This is a genomic window from Flavobacterium sp. LC2016-13, assembly GCF_009707955.1.
Classification (GTDB): domain Bacteria; phylum Bacteroidota; class Bacteroidia; order Flavobacteriales; family Flavobacteriaceae; genus Flavobacterium.
Genome location: NZ_WMDQ01000008.1, coordinates 150,102 through 172,538, shown reverse-complemented (window position 1 = coordinate 172,538; position 22,437 = coordinate 150,102). Strand labels below are relative to the sequence as shown.

Annotated in this window: 18 protein-coding genes and 3 tRNA genes; 9 read left to right on the top strand and 12 right to left on the bottom strand. The window is 34.5% G+C overall.

Going from position 1 to position 22,437, the window contains the following annotated elements; all coding sequences use genetic code 11:
• Positions 1-27: 27 nt before the first annotated feature.
• Complete coding sequence (locus GKZ86_RS16880; RefSeq protein ID WP_154784239.1) at positions 28-1,014, bottom strand: aldo/keto reductase; 987 nt, start codon at positions 1,012-1,014, stop codon at positions 28-30.
• 119 nt (positions 1,015-1,133) lie between these two features.
• Between GKZ86_RS16880 and GKZ86_RS16875 the strand changes: the two genes are divergently transcribed.
• Positions 1,134-1,979, top strand: a complete 846-nt coding sequence (locus tag GKZ86_RS16875; RefSeq protein WP_154784238.1) for an AraC family transcriptional regulator — start codon at positions 1,134-1,136, stop codon at positions 1,977-1,979.
• A 98-nt stretch (positions 1,980-2,077) separates the two neighbouring features.
• Here the strand turns inward: GKZ86_RS16875 and GKZ86_RS16870 are convergent, their stop codons facing one another.
• The 3 genes from GKZ86_RS16870 to GKZ86_RS16860 all read right to left on the bottom strand — a co-directional run bounded on the left by GKZ86_RS16870 (position 2,078) and on the right by GKZ86_RS16860 (position 4,591).
• On the bottom strand, positions 2,078-2,563 hold the full coding sequence (locus GKZ86_RS16870) for a hypothetical protein (RefSeq protein ID WP_154784237.1): 486 nt from the start codon (positions 2,561-2,563) through the stop codon (positions 2,078-2,080).
• 19 nt (positions 2,564-2,582) lie between these two features.
• Entirely contained in the window at positions 2,583-3,344 is a 762-nt protein-coding gene (locus GKZ86_RS16865; protein ID WP_154784236.1) for a C40 family peptidase, read from the bottom strand.
• Between the two features lie 68 nt (positions 3,345-3,412).
• Positions 3,413-4,591, bottom strand: a complete 1,179-nt coding sequence (locus tag GKZ86_RS16860) for an acetyl-CoA C-acyltransferase (protein ID WP_154784235.1) — start codon at positions 4,589-4,591, stop codon at positions 3,413-3,415.
• A gap of 239 nt (positions 4,592-4,830) precedes the next feature.
• Between GKZ86_RS16860 and GKZ86_RS16855 the strand changes: the two genes are divergently transcribed.
• The 3 genes from GKZ86_RS16855 to GKZ86_RS16845 all read left to right on the top strand — a co-directional run bounded on the left by GKZ86_RS16855 (position 4,831) and on the right by GKZ86_RS16845 (position 5,114).
• A tRNA-Ser gene (locus tag GKZ86_RS16855) sits at positions 4,831-4,914 on the top strand.
• A 14-nt stretch (positions 4,915-4,928) separates the two neighbouring features.
• A tRNA-Pro gene (locus GKZ86_RS16850) sits at positions 4,929-5,003 on the top strand.
• Positions 5,004-5,040: 37 nt separating this feature from the next.
• Positions 5,041-5,114 (top strand) — tRNA-Arg (locus GKZ86_RS16845).
• A 77-nt stretch (positions 5,115-5,191) separates the two neighbouring features.
• Here the strand turns inward: GKZ86_RS16845 and GKZ86_RS16840 are convergent.
• The gene (locus tag GKZ86_RS16840; protein WP_154784234.1) at positions 5,192-6,181 is read right to left on the bottom strand and encodes an aldo/keto reductase; all 990 of its coding nucleotides are present in this window, start codon (positions 6,179-6,181) and stop codon (positions 5,192-5,194) included.
• Between the two features lie 74 nt (positions 6,182-6,255).
• Positions 6,256-7,110 carry a helix-turn-helix domain-containing protein gene (locus GKZ86_RS16835; RefSeq protein WP_154784233.1) on the bottom strand — a complete coding sequence of 285 codons (855 nt, stop codon included), beginning with the start codon at positions 7,108-7,110 and terminating at the stop codon, positions 6,256-6,258.
• Between the two features lie 352 nt (positions 7,111-7,462).
• Here GKZ86_RS16835 and GKZ86_RS16830 point away from each other — a divergent pair, with 352 nt between their 5' ends.
• Positions 7,463-9,739 carry a polyprenyl synthetase family protein gene (locus tag GKZ86_RS16830; protein WP_194632562.1) on the top strand — a complete coding sequence of 759 codons (2,277 nt, stop codon included), beginning with the start codon at positions 7,463-7,465 and terminating at the stop codon, positions 9,737-9,739.
• A 157-nt stretch (positions 9,740-9,896) separates the two neighbouring features.
• On the opposite strand, the gene GKZ86_RS16825 is transcribed toward GKZ86_RS16830, so the two are convergent.
• The gene (locus tag GKZ86_RS16825) at positions 9,897-10,571 is read right to left on the bottom strand and encodes a DUF6624 domain-containing protein (RefSeq protein WP_154784231.1); all 675 of its coding nucleotides are present in this window, start codon (positions 10,569-10,571) and stop codon (positions 9,897-9,899) included.
• Between the two features lie 187 nt (positions 10,572-10,758).
• Between GKZ86_RS16825 and GKZ86_RS16820 the strand changes: the two genes are divergently transcribed.
• Positions 10,759-12,207, top strand: coding sequence for a serine hydrolase (locus tag GKZ86_RS16820; protein WP_154784230.1), 1,449 nt, complete (start codon positions 10,759-10,761; stop codon positions 12,205-12,207).
• A 148-nt stretch (positions 12,208-12,355) separates the two neighbouring features.
• Here the strand turns inward: GKZ86_RS16820 and GKZ86_RS16815 are convergent, their stop codons facing one another.
• The gene (locus tag GKZ86_RS16815) at positions 12,356-13,798 is read right to left on the bottom strand and encodes a hypothetical protein (RefSeq protein ID WP_154784229.1); all 1,443 of its coding nucleotides are present in this window, start codon (positions 13,796-13,798) and stop codon (positions 12,356-12,358) included.
• A 76-nt stretch (positions 13,799-13,874) separates the two neighbouring features.
• Positions 13,875-14,330 (bottom strand): hypothetical protein, encoded by a 456-nt coding sequence (locus GKZ86_RS16810; protein WP_154784228.1) that lies wholly within the window; start codon positions 14,328-14,330, stop codon positions 13,875-13,877.
• A 280-nt stretch (positions 14,331-14,610) separates the two neighbouring features.
• Here GKZ86_RS16810 and GKZ86_RS16805 point away from each other — a divergent pair, with 280 nt between their 5' ends.
• Complete coding sequence (locus GKZ86_RS16805) at positions 14,611-15,432, top strand: phospholipase A (RefSeq protein WP_154784227.1); 822 nt, start codon at positions 14,611-14,613, stop codon at positions 15,430-15,432.
• A 459-nt stretch (positions 15,433-15,891) separates the two neighbouring features.
• Entirely contained in the window at positions 15,892-18,129 is a 2,238-nt protein-coding gene (locus tag GKZ86_RS16800) for a DUF6055 domain-containing protein (RefSeq protein WP_154784226.1), read from the top strand.
• Positions 18,130-18,211: 82 nt separating this feature from the next.
• Here GKZ86_RS16800 and GKZ86_RS16795 read toward each other — a convergent pair whose 3' ends face one another.
• Positions 18,212-19,960: a CocE/NonD family hydrolase gene (locus GKZ86_RS16795; RefSeq protein ID WP_154784225.1), complete on the bottom strand. Its 1,749-nt coding sequence runs from the start codon at positions 19,958-19,960 to the stop codon at positions 18,212-18,214.
• A gap of 78 nt (positions 19,961-20,038) precedes the next feature.
• Here GKZ86_RS16795 and GKZ86_RS16790 point away from each other — a divergent pair, with 78 nt between their 5' ends.
• On the top strand, positions 20,039-20,692 hold the full coding sequence (locus GKZ86_RS16790) for a M15 family metallopeptidase (protein WP_154784224.1): 654 nt from the start codon (positions 20,039-20,041) through the stop codon (positions 20,690-20,692).
• On the opposite strand, the gene GKZ86_RS16785 is transcribed toward GKZ86_RS16790, so the two are convergent.
• Both GKZ86_RS16785 and GKZ86_RS16780 read right to left on the bottom strand, forming a co-directional pair.
• The gene (locus GKZ86_RS16785) at positions 20,693-21,256 is read right to left on the bottom strand and encodes a hypothetical protein (protein WP_154784223.1); all 564 of its coding nucleotides are present in this window, start codon (positions 21,254-21,256) and stop codon (positions 20,693-20,695) included.
• Positions 21,257-21,258: 2 nt separating this feature from the next.
• On the bottom strand, positions 21,259-22,437 hold the full coding sequence (locus GKZ86_RS16780) for a class I SAM-dependent methyltransferase (protein WP_154784222.1): 1,179 nt from the start codon (positions 22,435-22,437) through the stop codon (positions 21,259-21,261).

Here is a 22,437-nt window from a genome sequence, read left to right as displayed (position 1 = left end):
AAATCTATGCTTCTATGTGTTTAAATATTATTTCAGTTTCGAAATCGCCTGATTAATGAAGTCAAGTTCTGAAGCTGATAAATCGAAATCCATTGTTTTTGCGTTTGATATTGCTTGTTCGGCATTTCTTGCTCCGGCTAAAACAATTGTAATTCCTTTTTGTAAAGTTGTCCAGCGCAATACCAATTGCGAAATTGAAATGTGTTTTGCATTTGCCAATGAACTTAATTCTTCGACTAATGTTTTTACTTTTTGAAGATCGAATTGGCCGAAATAACCATTTCTATGATCGTTATCTTTTAATTTACTGTCAGTAAAATATTTTCCGGTTAACAAACCTCTTTCCATCGGACTGTAAGCAATAATTCCGATATTTTCCTGAATCGTAAGTGGAACTAAATCGGTTTGAATTGCCTGATTCAGCATGCTAAACGGAACTTGATTTGAAGCTAACTGAATTGTTTTTTGTGCTTCTTTAATTTGTTCTGCATTGTAATTACTTACTCCGGCAGCTCTGATTTTTCCTTGTTGAATAAGGATTTCTAAAGCTTCCATAGTTTCCTGAATTGGAGTAGTGGAGTCTGGCCAGTGAATTTGCAATAAGTCGATATAATCAGTTTGTAGACGTTTTAAGCTTTCTTCAACTTCTTTTATGATGTTGTTTTTTGAGGCGTATTTGTAAATTGCTAATTTTTTTCCGTTATCGTCGGCATCAAAAAAGAAATCTCCTTTTCCATTGTTACTTCCGTCCCAAACCAAACCAAATTTGGTTAACAATTGTACTTTTGTACGATCTTGAGATTTTAAAGCTTCGCCAATCATTTCTTCACTTAAACCAAATCCGTAAAAAGGAGCGGTGTCGATTGTGGTTACGCCATTCGCAATAGAAGCGTGAATGGAGTCGATTGAATCTTTCTTTTCGTTTCCGCCCCACATGTTTCCGCCAATGGCAAATGCACCGTAAGTTATAGTTGATAATTCAAGTTCTGAGTTGCCTAATTTTCTATATTCCATGATGTTAAAATTGATGTCTTAAAATTATTTGACAAAATTATACCATTTTTTTAACTGTTAAATTGTATATATTTGTCTTTTTTAGGTATATTTGCATCCTGAATTAATTGCTGCAGATTATGAAAAAAGAAAATTTATATGAACCGTTTACAGTATCTTTTGAAACATTGGATGAATATCCGGATGTTGGAGATCGTCATAATTTCTTTGAATTGGTTTATATTTTGGGCGGAACTGGAACGCAGTGTATCAACAAAAATATTTTTGAATATGATGCGGGACACATGTTTTTATTAACGCCTGAGGATTGTCATAATTTTACAATTGAAACCGAAACGAAGTTTTTCTTTTTGAGGTTTAATGATATTTATTTGAAGAATTCCAGTCTTCAAAACGAGAATATTCAGCGTTTAGAATATATTTTGCAAAACGCGAATCATCAGCCTGGTTGTATTTTAAAAAATCATGCTGATAAATGTTTGGTAAAAGTTATGGTTGAAGCTATTATTCGTGAACATCAGGATAAAGATGTTTATAATAAAGAGTTGATTCAGCAATTGGTTAATACGTTGATTATTATTGTAGCAAGAAATATTGCGAAGTATTTGCCGGAGCAGGTAAGTATTAATTCTGAAGCCAGAGCAATGGATATTTTACAATATATTCAAACTAATATTTATTATCCTGAGAAGATTAAAGCGGAATCTATTAGTGATTATTTCGGAATTTCGAATACGTATTTAGGGCGTTATTTTAAGAAACATGCCAGCGAAACCATGCAGCAATATATCAGTAATTATAAAACGAAATTGATTGAACATCGTTTACAATTTAGCGATAAGCGTATTAATGAAATTGCGTATGAATTTGGTTTTACGGATGAAAGCCACTTTAATAAATTCTTTAAAAAACAAAGAGGGAATAGTCCTTCAGAGTTTAGAAAGACGATTCGTATTAGTGCGTGATGAATTGGCACACGGATGACGAGGATTCGCAAGCGAAAACACGGATTATTGCGGATTTTTTTATTTGTAGATTTTTCACTCTAAATGTATTGAACTGATTATCTAATTACTGTAGTCTCTGTAAATTTTATGTCTTCTAATTGCGCATTTTTATTATCAAGAAATAGCTGGTTCATTGCGTGAAATTCTGCACTTCTTCCTGCGATTTTTATAATAGTTTCTTTGGATGGATTTTGAAAATATTTTTCAGAAATTTTTAGAATGATTTGATAAGATTTTGTGGTTGCAAATTCTTTTTTGGTTTGTTTTTTATTTGAGTACACTTCATTGTATGTTTCAAGCCAGTTTATTTTAGGATACGCTAATCTAACAAATGCTATAGGAAGAAAAACATATATTTCCTGTGCTTCAAAGTCATTTTTACATATTTCACATAGTTTTTCAAACAAAGTATCTTCATTAAGATCTGTATCTGAAGATTCAATAAAAGAGATTGCTTTTTCAATTGAAATTTCAAAATCAGGACTTATAAAATCTCTTGATTTTTTATCCTTTGTTTTTAATAAAAAATCAAAAAATTTCATGCTTAGTGAGTTGATAAAATTAAATTATTTTCTTAATCACACGAAGATTATGTGTGTGTTTATTAAGTTCAGCATTATAAATTCCTAGATGGTCTAAGCGGTCGATGCGGACTTTTCCACTTCCGTGAATGATGTAATTATTTTCCATTATAATTCCCACGTGAATGATGTTGCCTTCTTCATTGTCAAAAAAAGCCAAATCTCCGGCTTCACTTTCTTCAATAAAACTTAAAGGTTCGCCTTCAAGCGCTTGTTGTGAGGCATCGCGGTGAATTTTGTATCCGTTTAGTTTGTAAACCATTTGCGTAAAACCAGAACAATCGATTCCGAATGGTGTTTTTCCGCCCCATAAATAAGGTGCGTTCAAATACATAAAAGCAGTATTTATAAGTGCGTTTTTTGGTTTTGTACCGCTGGTTTTGGTTCCTTCAAAATCAAAATTTGAAGTGTTGATTTCGCTGTTGTTCAAGAAAGTTAAAGAAGCACCAAGCGGAATTGGCAGTAATAAATTATCGGGTGCAGTGATATAATCGATTAAATCTGCATTTAAAATAATGGCTTCTTTGCTTAATAGATTATAATTTGCCTCAGAAATTACCTGATATTGTTTAGAATCTACCCAGCCTATATAATCATCAAACTGAATTTTTATTCGAGACCATTGATTTTGGCGTTCTAAAATTTCGATGTGTTCGCCAAACAAAAGTTGTGTAACGATTTCACTTCTGTCACTTGGCTCAGATCGAACGGGTACTATGGCTAGATTGCAAATTCCGAACATTTAAGGTAATTTATAAGTTGAAATCAGGAGTTATCTGTTTTCTAAATAACTCCTGATTTATTGTATTATTAAGCTCTTTCGATAACAATTGCAGATGCTCCGCCGCCGCCATTGCAAATTGCAGCAGCTCCGGTTTTTGCATTGTTTTGTTCTAAAACATTTAGTAAAGTTACGATAATACGCGCTCCTGAACAACCAAGAGGATGTCCTAATGAAACTGCACCACCATTTACGTTTACTTTATTGTTATCAAGATTTAAGATTTTTGAATTGGCAAGACCAACAACTGAGAATGCTTCGTTGAATTCGAAATAATCAACATCTCCAATTGCAATTCCTGCTTTGTCTAAGGCTTTTGGTAAAGCTTTTGCCGGACTTGTTGTAAACCATTTTGGTTCCTGTGCAGCATCTGCATATCCTTTTATGAAAGCTAAAGGTTTTAATCCTAATGAAATTGCTTTTTCTTCAGACATTAAAACTAAAGCTGCAGCACCATCGTTGATTGTTGAAGCATTGGCAGCCGTAACGGTTCCGTCTTTTGTGAAAACAGCACTTAATGAAGGAATTTTATCCAATTTTACATTGGTATATTCTTCATCTTTTGAGAATATAATTGGTTCTCCACGTCTTTGTGGCACTTCAACTGGAACAACTTCATTGTCAAATTTTCCGGCATCCCAGGCTTTTGCGCTTCTTTCATAAGATTGAATGGCGAAATTATCCTGTTCTTCACGGCTGATGTTGTATTCAGTTGCACATAAATCAGCGCAAACTCCCATTGCGTTGTTATCGTAAGCATCTGTCAAACCATCTTTTTGCATTCCGTCGAGCATAGTAGCCGGGCCAAATTTGTTTCCGGCACGCATTTGTACGTAGTGCGGAATTAAGCTCATGCTTTCCATTCCACCGGCAACGACGATTTCAGCATCTCCACAAGCAATTGCCTGTGCGGCAAACATTACAGCTTTCATTCCAGAGGCGCAAACTTTGTTTACGGTTGTAGCGACAACTTCTTCAGATAATCCGGCAAAAAGTGCAGCCTGACGAGCCGGAGCTTGTCCAACGCCTGCCTGGATTACGTTCCCCATGAAAACTTCATCAACTAATTTTGGATCTAGGTTAATTTTTGAAAGGGCTCCTTTTATTGCGGCAGCGCCTAATTTTGGTGCGGGTACGGTAGATAACCCTCCCATGAAACTTCCGATAGGTGTTCTAACGGCAGAAACGATAACAACTCTTTTGTTCATTTTCTGTTAATATTAGTTAATCAAGCAAATTTACTCTTTATTTGAATAAATTCAAATTTTGAACCAATTCGATTGAATTTTAAATTTAATATCAATTTTTTGTTAATTCTATTTGTTTGATTGTTAAGCGGTTTAAAAAAAAGATTGAAAAAAGATAAAAAAAAGCACAGAAATAGTTGTGAGAAATATAATGTTGACTTACATTTGCAACCGCAAAACAGGACACGTTCCTTGAGCTTGGAGAGGTGCCAGAGCGGTAATGGAGCAGATTGCTAATCTGTCGACGGGTAACCGTCGCCAGGGTTCGAGTCCCTGTCTCTCCGCTTAGTTTTTGCCTCGGGGTGTAGCGTAGCCCGGTTATCGCGCCTGCTTTGGGAGCAGGAGGCCGCAGGTTCGAATCCTGCCACCCCGACTTTTTTTTAAAGGGTTTTTATTAAAAAACTTATTTTGGTTCCATAGCTCAGCTGGATAGAGCAACGCACTTCTAATGCGTAGGTCGAAGGTTCGAATCCTTCTGGGATCACATCAAAAGCCACTCAATTGAGTGGCTTTTTTGTTTTAGAAGATCGAAGTTTTCCTATACTATCTTAAAAGAAAAACTTAACGATTTAAAGTACTCATGAATTTTTCAGGATATCTGGTTCCTGAAACACTTCCGAGGGGCATGATAGCCTCAATACTCTGTAAGTCTTCGGTAGTAAGATTTACTTTTTCTGCCGCTATATTTAATTCCAGGTTTTTAATTTGTTTAGTCCCGGGAATAGTAATAATATCTTCGCCTTGGGCAAGTACCCAGGCAATGGCTAATTGAGACGGTGTACAACCTTTTTCATTGGCCAATGATTTAATTTTCTCTACCATTTCCAGATTTTTATAAAAATTTTCACCTTGAAATCTCGGTATAAAGGCACGACTGTCTTTAATGTCTTCGGGTTTTTGGTATTCTCCGGTGAGGAAACCTCTGCTTAAAGGAGCATAAGCTACAAGACCAATGCCAAGTTCTCTTATTGTTGGCAGCACTTTCTCTTCAATATCCCGGCTCCAAAGTGAATATTCAATTTGCAGTGCAGTAATAGGATGAACGGTTGCGGCCTTGCGTATGCTTTCTGCAGATGCTTCAGATAAACCTATATTTAAGATTACTCCTTTTTGCACTAAATCTGCCATTGCGCCTATTGTCTCTTCAATAGGAACATCAGGATCAATGCGGGCTAGGGTATAAAGATCTATGTAATCAGTTTTAAGACGCTGAAGACTATACATAACAGCATTGCGAATGTATTCCGGACGACCCGTTACAGGTCCGGGAGCCGTTCCGCCGTTAGGTCCGGGACCGACCAACTGACCTGTTTTAACAGATAGAAATGCCTTCTCTCGTTTTCCTTTAATAGCCTGGCCAATCAATGTTTCGTTATGTCCCGTAAGGTAATAATCAGCAGTATCTAAAAAGCTGTGTTCTAGTTCCAGAGCCCGTTCGATGGTCGCTATCGATTGTTTATCATCAAATTGACCGTAAGCTCCAGACATTCCCATACATCCTAAACCTATTGGTGCCACTAATGGCCCTTTTTTTCCAAGTTGTCTTTTCATAATTTTAAAAATTAATTTTCAAGACAAAATTCGAGGAAAGCAACAGTTTGGTCACTGGACAAAATCCGTTAACTTCAGGACAAATCCTTAAAGAAAGCAGCGACGGTTTTTCCTGTCACTTTTTTAAACAAGCGGGAGAAATAGTCGGGATCGTTAAAGCCAAGTTCAAAGGCGAGTTCTTTTACAGTTGAACTTTCGCCGTAGGATATTCTTCTTCTAGCCTCAATTATAAGACGGTTTGTTACAAACTCTTTGGGAGAAAGGCCTGAGTATTGTTTAACAATTTGGTATAAACTATCTGTACTCAGTGCAAGCTTCTCAGCAATTTCTGTAATACTCGGATGATCAATCAGATTGTCTTCTACAAATATTTGAAAACCAATATATTTTGAAAGTTTTTCATCACTCGGATTTTTCTCTGTTGCAAAATAGGCTAAATTAATTTCTGTTAGCAGACTATTAAGGTGTGCTAAAATAAGTTCAGCATCGGTATCAGGAGTACTTAAAAGGCCTGACAAGATTTCAAATATAGCTTTAAGTCTGGTTGCTGTTCCCGCTGTAACAGTTATTTTTTGTTGGTTTAATGGGTTTACTAAAAAAGTATATTGCTTTGGCAAACGGGAAAGACAGTTTTCATCAAAACCTAATTTAAAATAATCTTTACCATGTCCTGAAGCAGGTAAATGATGAATTTGGTTAGGAAGAACAAATAATACTTGATTACTTTCAATATCAAATTCTTCCATATCGATACTATGCTTTGTAGTGCCGTTGAGCATAAACAGAATAAAATAATAAGGCATTCGCTGTGTAAGCTCAATTTTATCCGTGTCCTCTTTAGTTAAGTGTCCGAAATTAGGAGAAACTATCCTGATAGGCAGTTTATCATTTTGGCTATGATCATCAAGCAGTGATTTTTTATCTTGCATAGACAATGATAATGAAATTAAGAGATATAAAGTTACATCAAAAAGAGTGTCAAAAAATGTGTGTTTTAAGAATCTGACTTTAAAGTTTACGGTATTAAAGTGTTAATCTTCTGTAATTCAATTAAATAAGTAAATATACTTGCGAGTACCTGATTTAATTATAGTAAATTTATTCTTAATAAAATCAGTGCTTTTATAAGAGAGCAATGCTTTTTTAATACAGCTTGGCAAAAAGGAAGAATCATTACCTGTTTTGAGTTGTGGTACAGTGTTCATTTAATACCGTTCCATCGATAAGAGTTCGAAGACCGGGGTGAATATAACATTGTAAACAACTAATATGTGTAACATTATGAAAAAAGAAACTTATGTACAACAAACAAACCTGGCAGAGATTCCATACGATTATCCTTCGACGTGGCCTGCTGACGGACCGATTGATTTAAATATTCATGATCTTCCGCACGATGGGTCGCTAATTGAATGGTGGTATCAAAATTGTCATCTCACTTCTAAAGATGGAAAACGGTTGTCTTTATTTGCTTCTTTTTTTAGAGTGGCAGTAAAAGAAGAGACTACAGGAAATCTTAACTATACTCATTCTGTAATTTGGTCTTTATCAGATATAGCCGAAAAAAAGTATTATAGTGATTCACTTGTAGATCCAAGCACACCAGTCGAAGTTTTGAAAGCTATTAAAAAGAACGAAGAAAAAAATGAAGGAAGCAGATGGATTCGGCGCGCATTAAAAGAAGTATATGAAAAAGGAAATATGCCGCTGCCTGACAGACTTCTTAGACAACCTGCAAAAGTAGGTTTAATGAATCTTTCACTTGAATATGATGAAAACTCTTTTAAAAAAGATCAACAAGGCAACTATCATTTAAAGCTTGAAAATTCACTGAATGGAATTGTGTGCAAGCTTAATTTTATTCCATTAATAGAACCAATACGACATGGAGATGATGGATTTGTAAGCGGTATAAGGAAAGAGGAAATGTTTTATTATTTTATTCCAAAGTGTGATGTGAGCGGAGAAATTCAGATAGGCAATACAGTTTATGAAGTAGAAGGAAGCGGCTGGTATGACCATGAATTTAGCAAACCGGCAGATGAAACTTCAACATTTGAATTTAAGCATGAAATGGACTGGAACTGGATTGCACTTCAGTTAGGCAATGGTTATCAATTATCGGGTTACGATCTTTTTGATAATACGAGGAATGGCGAACATGCCGGCGGCACTATAATTATAATTGATCCTGATGGTAAAAGAACAAATGTAAAACAGTTTTCATTTTTACCTGAACAGTATTGGACAAGTTCGCGAACTTTTATATCCTATCCCATTTCGTGGAGATTAGAAATACCTCACCTTAATATTTTTCTTTCTATTACAGCTGATTTTCCTGAACAGGAGTTTATTACAATTCTTTCTGCACCTGCATTTTGGGAAGGCTGTGTAGGTGCTGCAGGAATGTTTATGGAAACAGAAGTTTCTGGTCAGGGATATATTGAAAGAAATGGATTTAGTACCAAAACAAGTATTGAAAGTTTCTTAAAATTAGTAGGCGATACTACTCAGAAATCCGTTGAATCTTTGCTTCCTTTAAATCCTAGCGATGAGCAGTTTCACAGGTTGGTTGATAGTGCGTTGGGCGTTACTTTTTTTAGTCAAGCAGATAAAGAACAATATGTTTCTTCTGTTATAAAACCCATCAGAGAAATGGTAGACCGAAGTAAAAAAGCCTGGAGATCTTATGTATTTCTTGCTTGTATAGATGGTGTTGGAGGAAACTCTCAGCCATTTATCGATTGGCTCGCAATGCCGGAATTAATTCATACAGGATCATTAATTGTTGATGATGTTCAGGACAGATCAGAAACCCGCAGAGGAAATACGGCCCTGCATCTTTTGTATGGAGAACCGCTTGCTATAAATGCGGGTAATCTTTGCTATTTTATTGGGGAATTGTTTACGCGATCTCCTCAACTTGCGGAACACATCAGATTGAAGGTATATGAACTGTATTTTGAAATGATGCGTGCGGCACATGCAGGACAGGCGATGGATATTAGTGGACTTCATTTTATGATGCCTGATGCGGTAAAAAGTAGAGATAGTTCAGCGCTTGAAAAAAGAATTTATACCATACATCGATTAAAAACAGCAACGCCCGCCTGTACATTGGCCAAAATGGGAGGATTAATAGGTGGCGGAAGTTCAGAGGAAATAGATGCACTAAGTAACTTTCTGGAAGCGATTGGTGTTGCTTATCAAATCGTAGATGATGTTTTGAATTTGCAGGGATATGAAAATAATCTTAAAGATAAAGGGGAAGATATCACAGCCGGAAAAATTACCATGCCTGTTGCAAAAGCAATGAGTTTATTGATTTTAGAACAACGGGAATATGTGTGGAAAACGATTCAGACTTTGCCAACAGATACAGCGGTAATAGGATCTGTAATTCATTTATTGCAAAATTGTGGCGCCATTGATGCCTGTAAGCAAGAAGCAGAAGAACTTGTAGAAACAGCATGGGAAAAGCTGGATAAGGTGCTGCCGGATTCCTTTTATAAAATAAGATTACGGGCTTTTGGCTGGTATGCATTAAAAAAAGAATAATTGGTATGTTGTATTTTAAAACAAAAAGCCTTCAAAACTATTGATTTTGAAGGTTTTTTGTTTAGGATATATCGTCCTGAAAAAGTTGATTATAATTCTATTTTCTGATAACTTCAATCAAGAAATTTTAGTTTTTTATTTTGAGACAGATTCGGATTTAATTGATTTTATTCTTCTTCTTAAAAAAGGCTTCTTCAATTGCAGGCATTTCTTTTTTGTATTTTTCAACATCCCATTTCATATCCAGTTCTGTTAAGTAATCCTGTAAGCTTGGCAGGCCAGCTTCAGCTCTTCGTTTGTCTACATTATCAGGATCTTCGAGAGGAGCAACAAATTTCTCGTTCGTCTGCATGTTCCAGCTAACCTGACTTCCGTAAATTTGCTTTTTTCCTTGTTTTAAAGCTACTCTGTCCTCAAGCAAGGCAAGCGAACCGGCTTTAGCATTTCCTTCTTTTACAGCTGCTCTCATTATTGGCAGGTATTTTATCTGTGTTGGAAGCTCTGCATGTTGTATAACCATAAACAACGTTGTATTGGCCTGACTGCCAATTTTATCGGCGCCAATCCATCCATATCTGTCGATTATCGTTTCTACTTGTATTAGGTTCAGCGAATCTGCTGTTTTCATATTTTTAAACAGTGCTTTTGATTCCTTCGAATTATTTCCAAAGCGGCTAATTGTTTCGTCTATCTGAATTCGATAGCGTTGATCAAGCTCATCTATTGTTAGTAATTGTTGCGTAACATCGCGAAAAGCCAAGTTGTAATCTTGTCCTGAAACAACTAGGCAGAACATAGAAAAAATGGTGAGAAGCTGTAATTTCATTTTCATTTTTATTTTTTTGACCGTTATATATTTTGATGTATCAGCATGGAAAAATTTGAAATATAAAATATAAAGATGGAAGAGATAAGCAAGCTAACGATAATTGGAATAAAGAAAACAATTAATGTATTATTAAACCTTTTGTTTTTTTATTTATCTAAACCTTAACTAAACTACAAAAAATCAATAATAAATGAAAAAGTTATTTTCGATTATAACCGTTTTAATATTTAGTTCTCACATAATGGCTCAACAAGAAATTAAAGATGTAGATGCTATTATTCTTCGGGAAATGCACGAACGAAATATACCTGGGCTGGAAATTGCCGTTGTTCATCATGGAAAAATTGCCTTAAGTAAAAGTTACGGTATTGCTAATATACAGGATAGTATTAAAGTCACCAACCAATCTGTATTTGCCGTTAATTCAATTACAAAAGTTTTTACCGGCGTGTCAATAATGCAGTTGGTAGAAAAAGGGAAATTAGATCTTTCATTGCCCATATCTCACTATTTGGATATATTTCCAAAAAACTGGGATGCGTCAATTACAATTAAACATTTACTTACGCATACTTCAGGACTTCCGGATTTACTCAAAATTCTTGATCCAAATACAGGCGGAATGGGTATGCTGAAAACAGAAGATGCTGTCTGGGAAAAACTCAAAACGATGCCGATGGATTTTATTCCGGGAGAGAAATTTGCCTATAATCAAACCAATGCTTATTTGTTAGGAAAGTTAATAGATAAATTATCAGAAAGACCATTTACCGAAAATTTTACGGATTTGCAGTTTAAACCGGCAAAAATGAAACATACAATTTTTGGAGATTCCCGTGATGTAATTCCGCATTTTGCACCCACTTATTTTTGGAGAAAAAACATAGACGGACGATCATTAGAAAATGCTCAGTTGATTAATAACTATTACGAATTTCCCTATTTTAGAAGAACAGCAGCAGGTTTAAACAGCACTGCAGAAGATATGGCAAATTGGGTGATTGCATTACAAGGAGGTAAACTTTTGCAGCCTGCATCACTTCAAACAATGTGGTCGCCTTCAGTCTTTAACAATGGTAAGGCTACGCCGTGGTGTTTGGGTTGGGGAATGAATAAATTCAGAAAAAAACATCGTGCCGTTGGAATGTCAGGTGGCGGAAGATCTGCATTTTTAATATATCCTGATGATGATCTGGCTGTTATAATCCTGACTAATTTAGGAGGAAGTTATCCTGAAGATTTTTTAGAAGAAATTGCAGGAGTATATAATTCGAGTATACCTAAAGCTGATTTGGTAACAAATCTTCGTACGACGTTAAGGAAAATTGGTTTTGACAACGCCATTTCATTTTCAGAGAAAGAAATTAAAAATAATCCATTGTTTGTTCCTAATGAGTTTGAGCTTAATGAGTGGGCATATCGTATGATGTCGAAAGAACAAAATAAAGAAGCTTTGGAAATTTTTAAATTAAATGCATATTTATTTCCAGATAGCTGGAATACTTTTGATAGTTATGGTGAGATTCTGTTGAAAATCGGCGATAAAAAGAAAGCCATAGAAATGTACAAAAAGTCAATTGAGTTGAATCCAAACAATGAAAACGGAAAAAGAATAGTTAATAGTTTACAATCGAAATAAGCTTGATTCTTCTACATCTCATTATTTTTTAAAAGCCTTCAAATTCATTGATTTTGAAGGCTTTTTGGCTCGGAAAAAACCGTATTTTTAAATTGATTTTTATTGATAATCTTATATTTTTTAAAATTCGAGATTAAATAAAATATTATTAAACACCTTCTGCAATTTCTTTAAGCGAAGAAATAGAAGGCAGAAGAAAATAAGCTGTTCCGCGGGTAATCACAAATTGTGGTAAAGGCCCTTTAATAACAATATCCGGCATATCTGCCATTGGTATAGTGAAATTAAGATCCATATTACTTATAAGAGAACGATTGGCAATTAAGGGATCTTGTGGCGTATTATTTGCCGGATCAAATACATCGCTGAAATTATTCTTGTTAATCCAGCTGTAAAGGGTTTCAAACTGACTGCTCAGATCGCCACAAAGAAATAAACCTATCAAACCTCTGTCTGCATCAGGATCAACTGACATTGGCGGTCCATAAGGCATTCCTCGTCTTATAATACGCGGTACAACACTTGCCGCAGCGTCTACACCTTCATCTCTTGGATTAGCAACTCTTGTATGTGCTGAAAACGGACATTTAAGTCCTTTCATATCATCATTTGCTTTGTATCCAAAATTAGTGCTTTTAGAGGTTTCATGTTCAGGATTTTCAGGTGAGAGTACTAACGGAGAACCATTTCTCCAACGACCGCACATTTTAGCCGCCAGCCATTCTACCGTATATTCTTTTGATTTATTAATTTTTGGAGCTATTAATTCAGCCTGATCTTCTAAAAAGTCGTTAAATGTTTTAACATCCTGATATAAAATTCGAAACGCATTGTAACAGCCATTTTTAGCAAACTTAGCTTCGGGACCAGTAAGAGGGCCGGGTGTGGCATCTTTAAGCGTACTGTACCCTATTAAAAAATTATTAAGATCTTGTTGGTCTTTACCCGCAGGATTATCATTAAGGTCTGGTTCATCAATAGAATCTCTAAATCTGAAATGAACATAATCTGATGGTACTAACAAGTATTGTTCTAATCTGCCTGTTGGTGAATCTAACGGTTTAAGTTCCGTAACCATTCCATTGCTTTTTTCAGCAGCATCGGTTATAATTCCAACTATTCTTTCCTGCGCCGTAGGATTCATTGCATAAGCGTGTACAACACAATGTACATCTTCATTTGCAAACTTTTTATTCCACCAATTTGAAGGATCTCCCGGACTCGGAATGGGACCTGGAATAGTATCGCCTAATGATTGTTGGGCACTACCTCGATTCCAGGGACCTTTTTTAAAAGTTGAAGGAAAGTTTGATTTTTTGACTTTAAGCTCAGGTTTAACAATTCCGATTCCTGTAGCTGTAAGACCAATATTCAACATAATTTCAGGTTTTAAAGGTCCCCAATCTTCAGCACTTTGCAAGTATGGAAGCAAATCTTTAAAAAAAGCTCTTATGTATTTAAGATTAGCATTTTCTGTATTGAATTTAAAAAGCATATGTACTGAACACGGATGTGTATAACCATTAATTATAAGACCTTGTATGTCATGTAATTCTGGTTTTTCAGTTTGAGAAGTTTGTGTGTAAGTCATGAGATTAAATTTTAATTGTAGAAAAAACAGCCGAGTCAGATAAACTCGGCTGTAGTTGTTGTACTATTCTTATTTCTTACGGTTGAGCAAACTTTGCTACAATTTGCTTTACTGATTGTGGATAAGCACAATAAAGATCATCAGAATTATTAAGATTAAGGTCGTTGATAAAATTTTCAAAGACAGTAAAAGTAATATCATCAGGATTAGTTGGAAAATCGGCAGGTTTATTTGCCCACAATGCCATAATACCTATAAATGTAGCCTTAATACTAGGTAAAGTGTTAAAAAACACCTTCAGATATGTATTCATATTATCGTCAAATTCTGTTATTACTAATACTCCGGCTGTTCCAACTCCGTTAGTATTAGGTACAAGAGCAATTCTCGCATAATGAACGATTCCGATGTCATTTAGAGATTTCACAGTTGCTTCATTAATAAAATTTTTATATCCGAATTCAGCAAGAGCTTGTGCCTCTGGAGTTTGGAGAATAGGAACATACATGGTTAATGGATTGACGTTTGCCATAATAATTTGTTTTTTGGGTTTTTGCTTACTCTTTATTCCCGTTTTCAGCATATCGGGTATTAATTTCGATTGTATTCAGGTTTATTTTAGATCGAAATTACTGGAGACAGAAAAGTAATGATGAAAAAATGACACAGGATGAAGATTATTAGACATAAGAGGCATTATATGCTGAATAAGATTTTTTATTGAGTTAACTCTTCTTTTTATTGAGTCAATTAGGTTTATTGAAATAATGGACATTTATAGAAGTAAAAATTATATCAATCCATCCATATAAATGCATTTCAGATACCTATTGGCCTTTTTCATTTTGTTTTCAATCGAAGCAAATTCACAAATTGTCGAAGAAAAGAAAAATTTTCGTGCGGCAGATTCACTTTTAAAAGAACCGAGTTTTTCTGTTCATAAAGACAATTATTTTTTAACCGGAGTACCCTTAAATACTGATATTACCCGAAATACCGCTGATGTAAAATATCAGGTAAGTTTTAAACTGCGATTAAAATCAAAACCTTTGTGGGGAGGTTTTTTTCCGTATTTAATGTACACTCAAAAATCTTTTTGGGATATTTATGCCAACTCAAAGCCATTTTCAGAAATTAATTTTAACCCCGGCGTTGCTATTGTTCGTCCGTTTTATTTAAAAGGCAGTAGATTGACGTATGGAACCATTTCGTTAGAACATGAATCAAATGGGAGGGATTCTATTTATTCGAGAACCTGGAATATGCTTGCATTTTCATTAAAGTCGCAAATTTCTCCTCGATGGATTGTTGGGTTGCGAGGATGGATTCCGCTTGTTGATAAGGAAGATAATCCCGGGCTTACCAAATATGTAGGTTATGGCGAAGCAAGCGCAACGTATCAAATACAGCCGGGACGATGGAGTGCAGATGTTCTTTTTAGAAAAGGAAGCGGTCTTATTGGTTATGGATCTTTGCAGACACAGGTAAACTGGAGACCGTACAAAAGTGAGAATTATTATCTTACACTTCAATGGTTTGTGGGTTATACTGAAAGTTTAATTGATTATCAGGAACATAAAAGTATGATACGTTTAGGATTTACAATTAAACCTGAAAATATGGGGATTTTTTAAATTTAAAAATTCAGATTAAATAAACGAACCGATCTCAAATAAAACACAACTGTATATTTCTACTTTAAAAGAACTCGCATCATAAGATTGATGCGAGTTTTTTTGTTATTAGCCTAATTATTTTTTAGATCTCATTGCTTTAAAAATGTATTTCATCGGATAAATTAAACATTTAATCGATTTTTTATTTGTGTATTTAAAATATTAATACATATATTCGCAGAAAAATAATGATAAAAGTAATTTACACACTTATCATTATTTAGTTATTTGAATGTTCCGGTTGAGAAATGAGATGATCAAAGAAGTGGGAAGTAAATGAGAAAGAGAATTTGAATTATTCGAACAAAGCCGAATAAAGCTATATATGAAATTGAAGTTGTAAGGGCGTAGTTAATTGAAGTTAAAATTAGATTATGATTGAAATTATGATGAAACCCCCAAATCATTTACATACATATGAAAACACTTTTATTACAAGTCGCCCTTTTTCTTTGCAGCTATTTTGCAATGGGACAAAAAACGCTCTTTACACCTACAGAATGGAGCAACCCCAACAATGAGTTTTATAATAACTTATCCAACGCCAGAAAATATGAATCTACAAATTTTGTCCTTTATTGGGGCGATAAAGTGGGTACAGATCCTTCAACGTATTCTGATGCTTCATTGCGATTTACTCCCAAATCCGTTGCAGATACATTAGAAACAAGCTTTAAACGTTATGTAACAGATCTAAAATTTGTTAGTAACGCTCCCACAACAAATATGGGCAAGTACAAAATCATTATTATGATGATGAACACCTGGAACTCTACAGATGGACGTTTGCAGGCGTTTGCACAAGCCAGCTCTTTTAGTAATACTATTGGCGCCATGTTCGTGCATCCTGAAGCAACCAGAGATGGCGGTGCATTATCTCATGAGTTTGCGCACACACTGCAAATGATGATGCACATTCAGGAAAATCCAGGTAACGGAACTGCTTTTTCAGGTTACGACTGGGCAGGTCCGTTTTTTGAAGGTCATGCTAATTTTATGCGCGCTCAGGCTTATTCGCAGTGGGCAGAAATTGACGGAACTTTAACCCGATGGATACAAACGAGAAACTTTATGTGGTCATCTAATCGTCATCATTACACCAATTTTCATTTGATGTATTATGTTCAGGAAAAAGAAGGTTTTGATTTTACGAGAAGAATGTGGGCCGAATCGAAAAATCAGGAACATCCGCTTGAAACTATAAAAAGACTGAAAGGTTTTACCCAGGATCAACTCGACGATTATCTTTGGGGTTATGCACAAAGACAACCGGCATTTGATTATCCAATTCAATGGACTTCTCAAATCAACAATACCAGCAATTTTGGTAAAAAAATTAGAGAAACCTATACGCTTATTAAAAGCAGAATGCCTCGTTATACAAGCAGGCAGTATACATTTTTAACAAAAGTTGCAGGTACAACAGATCAATATTATACTAATAATGACTGGGCGCCACAGGATTACGGAATGAATATAATTCCGTTATATCCAACTTGTACAGGAACTCAAAAACAGATTTCGATTAAATTTAAAGGACATACGGAAGTTAACCCAACGCAGGCCGGATGGCGATATGGTTTTGTTACTACAAAAGCAGATGGTACAATTTCTCGTTACAGCTCAATGTATAAAACAGATGGAGAAGCATCATTTACACTTGATACAGCAACAGAAGCAAATATTTTTCTGGTTGTATTTTCTGCGCCTAAAGTTCATGTAAATTATAATATGGATGAAGGTTATCCGAAACAAAGAAGATATCCTTATGAATTAAAAATTGCCAATGCGAATCCTGAAGGATTTCAACCGGCAGCAGATTTTAGAAAATTTCTTAAAACAAACGGTCGTATCCATACAAATGGCGGCGGATGGATTTCGAATAGTGCCAACGTTGCAGCATCAGTTTATGTTGGACCTTATGCGATTGTAAGAAGCGGAACTATTTCCGGAAATGCCCGTATAGATGGATACGCAATGGTTGAAGGCGGAAATATTAGCGGAAATGCTATTGTAAGAGATAATGCGTGTGTATACAATGCTACTTTATCTAGTAATGCAATAGTTGAAGGAAATGCCTGGATGGAAGGCGGTTCTGTTGCAAATACAGCCAACATAAAAGGAAATGCGATGTTGTTTGCCGGAAACTTTGGCGGTTCGGTTGTTGTTGGTGGCGATGCAGAAATTGGAAGTTGTTCTACAGCGGGTGTTTATTTACAATTTCCGTATTGGAGAAATGGAAGAACAGAATGTGATGGTAAAGGTGCAACCGATGTTTCTAATGTTGATATAAATACTGCTTTTACTAATTTCTCAGCAGCGAGCATGGCATTTAGTGTTACGCCAACGTGTACTGTAGCGACTTTAGGTACGAACAAATCAATTCTGGAATCTGAAGCTGAGGTTGGTTTGAGCATCTTTCCAAATCCAACGGCAGGAAACCTAACGATTTCATTTTTACAAACCGAACAGGAAAAAGTGAATATTACTTTGTTTGATGTTAACGGACGCAAAGTTGATGTTATTACCAATCAAAGTTATGATGCAGGCAGAATCGAAATTCCTTATAACTCAGGAAAATTAATTAAAGGTGTTTATTTGTTGCGTATACAAACAGGAAAAACCGTTGTAAACAAATCATTCATCAAACAATAAGTTTATTTTTTTTATTTTTTTTTACTTTGAACCCTGTCAATCCTTTAGATCCCACAGGGTTTTGTTTTAAAAATACTTTAGCTTATTTCAAAACGGGAATCTTTATAAAGCTGTCCATATACCATTTTATTTGCAAAGGTTCTTTGGCATCTTTAATTGTTTCTTCACTTACTTCTTTACCAGTTCCGTAGTTTAATTGAGAAAATGCATTTTTATTTACGTTTAACACAATAACAATACGACTTCCTTTGCTCAATTGTTTGCTTACCAGATGCGTATTCGAAAAAGAAATGGTTTCAATTGCATTCGGTTCTAGTAGATTTCTCTTTTCAATATCTTTCACATAACTCGCACGGCCAAGAAAATATGACAAATGAAAATACTCGCCATTAGGCATTACTTCATAAACCGTTACGCCCAAATCGACATCTTTTTTATTGATGCTTATTTTTATTTCTCCCATAAAAGATCCGTTTACGATTAGTGGTTCTTTTAATGGTTCACTTATAAAAGTATAGCCACTTGTAGTATCAATTTCTTTTCGAATTATCGGATCCGGATAATAATCGTTAGTACTATTTTCTCTGTCAGCAAAATCAATTTTTTGCAAGAGATATTCCTTTTTATTCGGCTTCTTAGAACTTGCTGAATAGAAATTTCCGGATTTGTTTTTGGTTAAATAAAAAGTTAGAAAATCATTACTCATTTTATCTATTGATGGCGCACTTTTCCATTCATTAGTGCCCATAACCTGATAGTTTATTTTGTCTTTTAAAACTTCAGGTTTAGCTCCGTTTTTCAAAATATAATCAAACCATTGATAGGTTATTTTTTTAATATCAATCAAGGCATTAGCATCAACTTTATAATCATTTATGATAGCTTCGCCACCAATCTGAGTTCCAAAATGGCTGTAAGGGCCAATAATTAAATAAGCATTCGTTTTTGGACTGTATTTTTGAAGTTCCCTCAAATAATATAAACTGGAGTTTTGCGAATCATTATAATAACCGTCAAAAGCTAAAATGGGAATTTTTATTTGGGAAAAATCAGTTTTATAAGGTGCCATTTTTTGCCAGTAAGTATCAAAAGCGGGATGACTTATCCATTTCTGAAACCATCTGTTTGACGCGCCGTCAATACTGTCTAATTTATTGTAAGCAACTCCGGTTTCCCACCATTTAAACTGCATGTTTCGAAAGCGTTTTCTATCATTTCCGGCAACAGTATCAAGGTATTTGTTGTTTCCAACATAAAAAGCCCATTCATAATTAGGGTTCACAAAAATGTTGTTTTCCATAGGTAAACCCATTCCTGGCCTGTTCGCAACATACGGAACAATTGTTTTCAGTGCAGGATGAGGTTTTTTTAAAGAAGCCCATTGCGTAAATCCGTTGTAGCTTCCGCCAAACATACCAATACTTCCGTTGCACCATTTTTGTTTGCTGATCCAATCGATAGCGTCATAAACATCATTACTGTCATTTTCATACGGATTTATTTCATCGGGACTAAAACGTTTTCCTCTCGAATATACAATTACGCCAACATAACCATGATCTGCGGCTTCTTTTAGGCTTTTTAGATCTCGGCCTTTATCTCTTACATAAATCGTAAATTGAAGAATTACCGGTTTAGGATTTTCATCTTCTTTTTTACAAATAATAATTGCAGATAATATCGCGCCATCGTGTGTTTTAATTAATACGCTGTCCTGAATATTATAAGTACTTTTTTCACTTGCTAATTTTGCCGCTTTTGTTTGTTGGGCAGTAATCGAAAATGTAACCAAAAATAAACCTAGAAATAATAACAATAGTTTCTTATTCATAATAAGTAAGTTTTTAAGTTGAAGTAGTTTAATATTATCTCTATATTTACTTTTATAATAGACTTCAATTATAACTTTATGTTACATCTTAAAAAATCACTATTCTCATTTGTATTTCTTTTTTCGATATTGGCTGCAAACGCTCAAAACGAAATGTATTCAAGTCCTGTAAAACAAGAAATTGCCGATACGACTTTTGTTAATTTAAAAGACTACAGCAAAGATTTTATTTACGATATGAAATATGCGACTGATGATAATTTTTTGAAGGCAAAAGTATATGATTGTGCAGAATGCTTTTTGCGTTTAAAAACAATCAGGGCTTTGGTTGCTGCAAATAATGATTTTATAAAAAAAGGCTATAAAATAAAATTGTACGATTGCTACAGGCCTTTGTCTATTCAGAAAAAAATGTTTGAGATTGTACCAAATCCCGTGTATGTAGCAGATCCAAAAAAAGGCTCCATCCATAATAGAGGAGGAGCCGTTGATATTTCTATAGTTGATGCAGCCGGAAAAGAAGTTGATATGGGAACTCCGTTTGATTTCTTTGGAATTCAGGCCGGTCATAATTATACCAAACTTTCAAATGAAGTTCTATCGAATAGAAAATTTCTTAAAAAAGTAATGATTAAAAATGGTTTCAATTCATTTGATTCAGAGTGGTGGCATTATAATTTAAAAACAGGTTTAAAAGATAAAGTTGCCAATCAAAAATGGAATTGCGAATAATTACTCAACACATCTTATGTTTTCCATAAAATAAGTGTTTGGGTGATACACTTTCTTATTCATTTCAGATGTTAATTCAGCTTTTACAATATAATCTTCAGTATCTGTCAAATATTTAATTCTCATAATCGAAACCGGAGATTTTTTCAATTCTTCAAAATTATCTTTCATAAACATAAAAATCCCTGTATTTACTCTGTTATCAAAACCTTTATCGCGAATAAGCGTTCCGCAGTTTTCCTGATTGATATGCATTAAGGTTACAATTTTTCCGTTTTCTAATTGTAAAAACACCTTAGAGTTTTTGTCAAAACAATTCGCTTTTATAAAAGAGTTGCTTTTTTGAATCAATTGCAAGTTTAGCGTTGGCAAACCATCTGTTTGTGCCAAAGCAAAGAAAACATAACTAAATGTTGCACCAAAGTTTTTCTCGCTAATCAGGTATTCGTTTGTTATTTTATAAGTACCAATAGAATCGGTTACATTAGCGCTATATTCGCATGGTTTTTGGGCAAAAGCAGTAAAAGTTAATAAGAAAAAAGTTAAAGTAATTAGTTGTTTCATTTTTAAGTAATTTTTCTGCAAATTAAAACTATTTTGTTATCATTTTTATCTGTTGTAAAAAAACAATAAACATTTCCTCCATTTTTTATTTTCCACTTTTTCCGAATGTTTTCTACTGTGTCCGGAAAATTTCGAGTTGTAACATTTGCCTGTTGATTTAAAAGCGCTGTTTTCATATCATTTTTGCCGTATGAAAGCAGTTTTTCTATTTCAAAAGTTCTTCCCGGAAAATCAATTAATTCGTCAGAAGTATATAAATGAGAGTGTTTATGCAGTTTATTAATATTGAAAGAAGTACTAACTTCATCAAAACCGCCCGATTTCATAATGGCCGAATTAGGTTCGTATAAATATTTTTGAGGTAAATGATATGATGGATAATCTGATTCGCCCAAAACAAATTCGAATGTTTCTGTTTTATCTTTTAATATATTGGCTGTTTTGATCGTTATTTCGCCGCGATATTGATTGTGAATTTCAAAAAGCAATTCCTTCACTTCATTCTCCAAAGCAATAATATGAATGTTTTTTACGAATTTCAATTCAGATAAACCAGCCGAAATATCTAATAAAGGCGCCGTTTTTATCAAAATAGAATCTGATTTTTCAAAGTAAAAATCTAATGATTCCGGAACATTCGGCAAACAGTCTTTCAGCATAAAAACTTTGCCTTTTGCATCATTTCTGCGCGAAGGATCGATATAAATCCAATCCCATTTTTGGTTAGATTCACTTAATACATTTCCAGAATCATCTGCATAAAAAGTACAATTTTCTACTTGAAGCTGCTCAAAATTATGTTTTACGATTGACGACAAATCTTCGTTGATTTCGCAATGCGCAATTGTTTTAAAATTTTTGGAAAAATAATAATCATCAACACCAAAACCGCCCGTTAAGTCTATTAAACTTTTTCCGGAAATTAAAGAAGCTTTGTAAGCAGCTGTTTTTTCTGATGAGGTTTGTTCTACAGAAATTTTGCTGGGATAAATGATGTTTTCGGTTAAAAACCAAGTTGGTAATTTATCTTTTGCTTTTGCTTTAGCTTCAATCTGATTTAAAATCGAAATCCATTCTACTTCAGGAAAAGGGTTTTTCTGAAGTGCTAATTTTGTAATTGAAACACTGCTATTTTTAGTTATAAAATCCTGAATGCTTTTGTTTAAAATAGAAGTGTTCAA

Coding starts and splice junctions, on each gene's coding strand:
- GKZ86_RS16790 (WP_154784224.1), top strand. CDS start 20,039: ATGTTACATCTTAAAAAATCACTATTCTCATTTGTATTTCTTTTTTCG.
- GKZ86_RS16835 (WP_154784233.1), bottom strand. CDS start 7,110: ATGCAAGATAAAAAATCACTGCTTGATGATCATAGCCAAAATGATAAA.
- GKZ86_RS16840 (WP_154784234.1), bottom strand. CDS start 6,181: ATGAAAAGACAACTTGGAAAAAAAGGGCCATTAGTGGCACCAATAGGT.
- GKZ86_RS16865 (WP_154784236.1), bottom strand. CDS start 3,344: ATGTTCGGAATTTGCAATCTAGCCATAGTACCCGTTCGATCTGAGCCA.
- GKZ86_RS16810 (WP_154784228.1), bottom strand. CDS start 14,330: ATGGCAAACGTCAATCCATTAACCATGTATGTTCCTATTCTCCAAACT.
- GKZ86_RS16785 (WP_154784223.1), bottom strand. CDS start 21,256: ATGAAACAACTAATTACTTTAACTTTTTTCTTATTAACTTTTACTGCT.
- GKZ86_RS16870 (WP_154784237.1), bottom strand. CDS start 2,563: ATGAAATTTTTTGATTTTTTATTAAAAACAAAGGATAAAAAATCAAGA.
- GKZ86_RS16825 (WP_154784231.1), bottom strand. CDS start 10,571: ATGAAAATGAAATTACAGCTTCTCACCATTTTTTCTATGTTCTGCCTA.
- GKZ86_RS16795 (WP_154784225.1), bottom strand. CDS start 19,960: ATGAATAAGAAACTATTGTTATTATTTCTAGGTTTATTTTTGGTTACA.
- GKZ86_RS16830 (WP_194632562.1), top strand. CDS start 7,463: ATGAAAAAAGAAACTTATGTACAACAAACAAACCTGGCAGAGATTCCA.
- GKZ86_RS16800 (WP_154784226.1), top strand. CDS start 15,892: ATGAAAACACTTTTATTACAAGTCGCCCTTTTTCTTTGCAGCTATTTT.
- GKZ86_RS16820 (WP_154784230.1), top strand. CDS start 10,759: ATGAAAAAGTTATTTTCGATTATAACCGTTTTAATATTTAGTTCTCAC.
- GKZ86_RS16805 (WP_154784227.1), top strand. CDS start 14,611: ATGCATTTCAGATACCTATTGGCCTTTTTCATTTTGTTTTCAATCGAA.
- GKZ86_RS16875 (WP_154784238.1), top strand. CDS start 1,134: ATGAAAAAAGAAAATTTATATGAACCGTTTACAGTATCTTTTGAAACA.
- GKZ86_RS16815 (WP_154784229.1), bottom strand. CDS start 13,798: ATGACTTACACACAAACTTCTCAAACTGAAAAACCAGAATTACATGAC.
- GKZ86_RS16880 (WP_154784239.1), bottom strand. CDS start 1,014: ATGGAATATAGAAAATTAGGCAACTCAGAACTTGAATTATCAACTATA.
- GKZ86_RS16860 (WP_154784235.1), bottom strand. CDS start 4,591: ATGAACAAAAGAGTTGTTATCGTTTCTGCCGTTAGAACACCTATCGGA.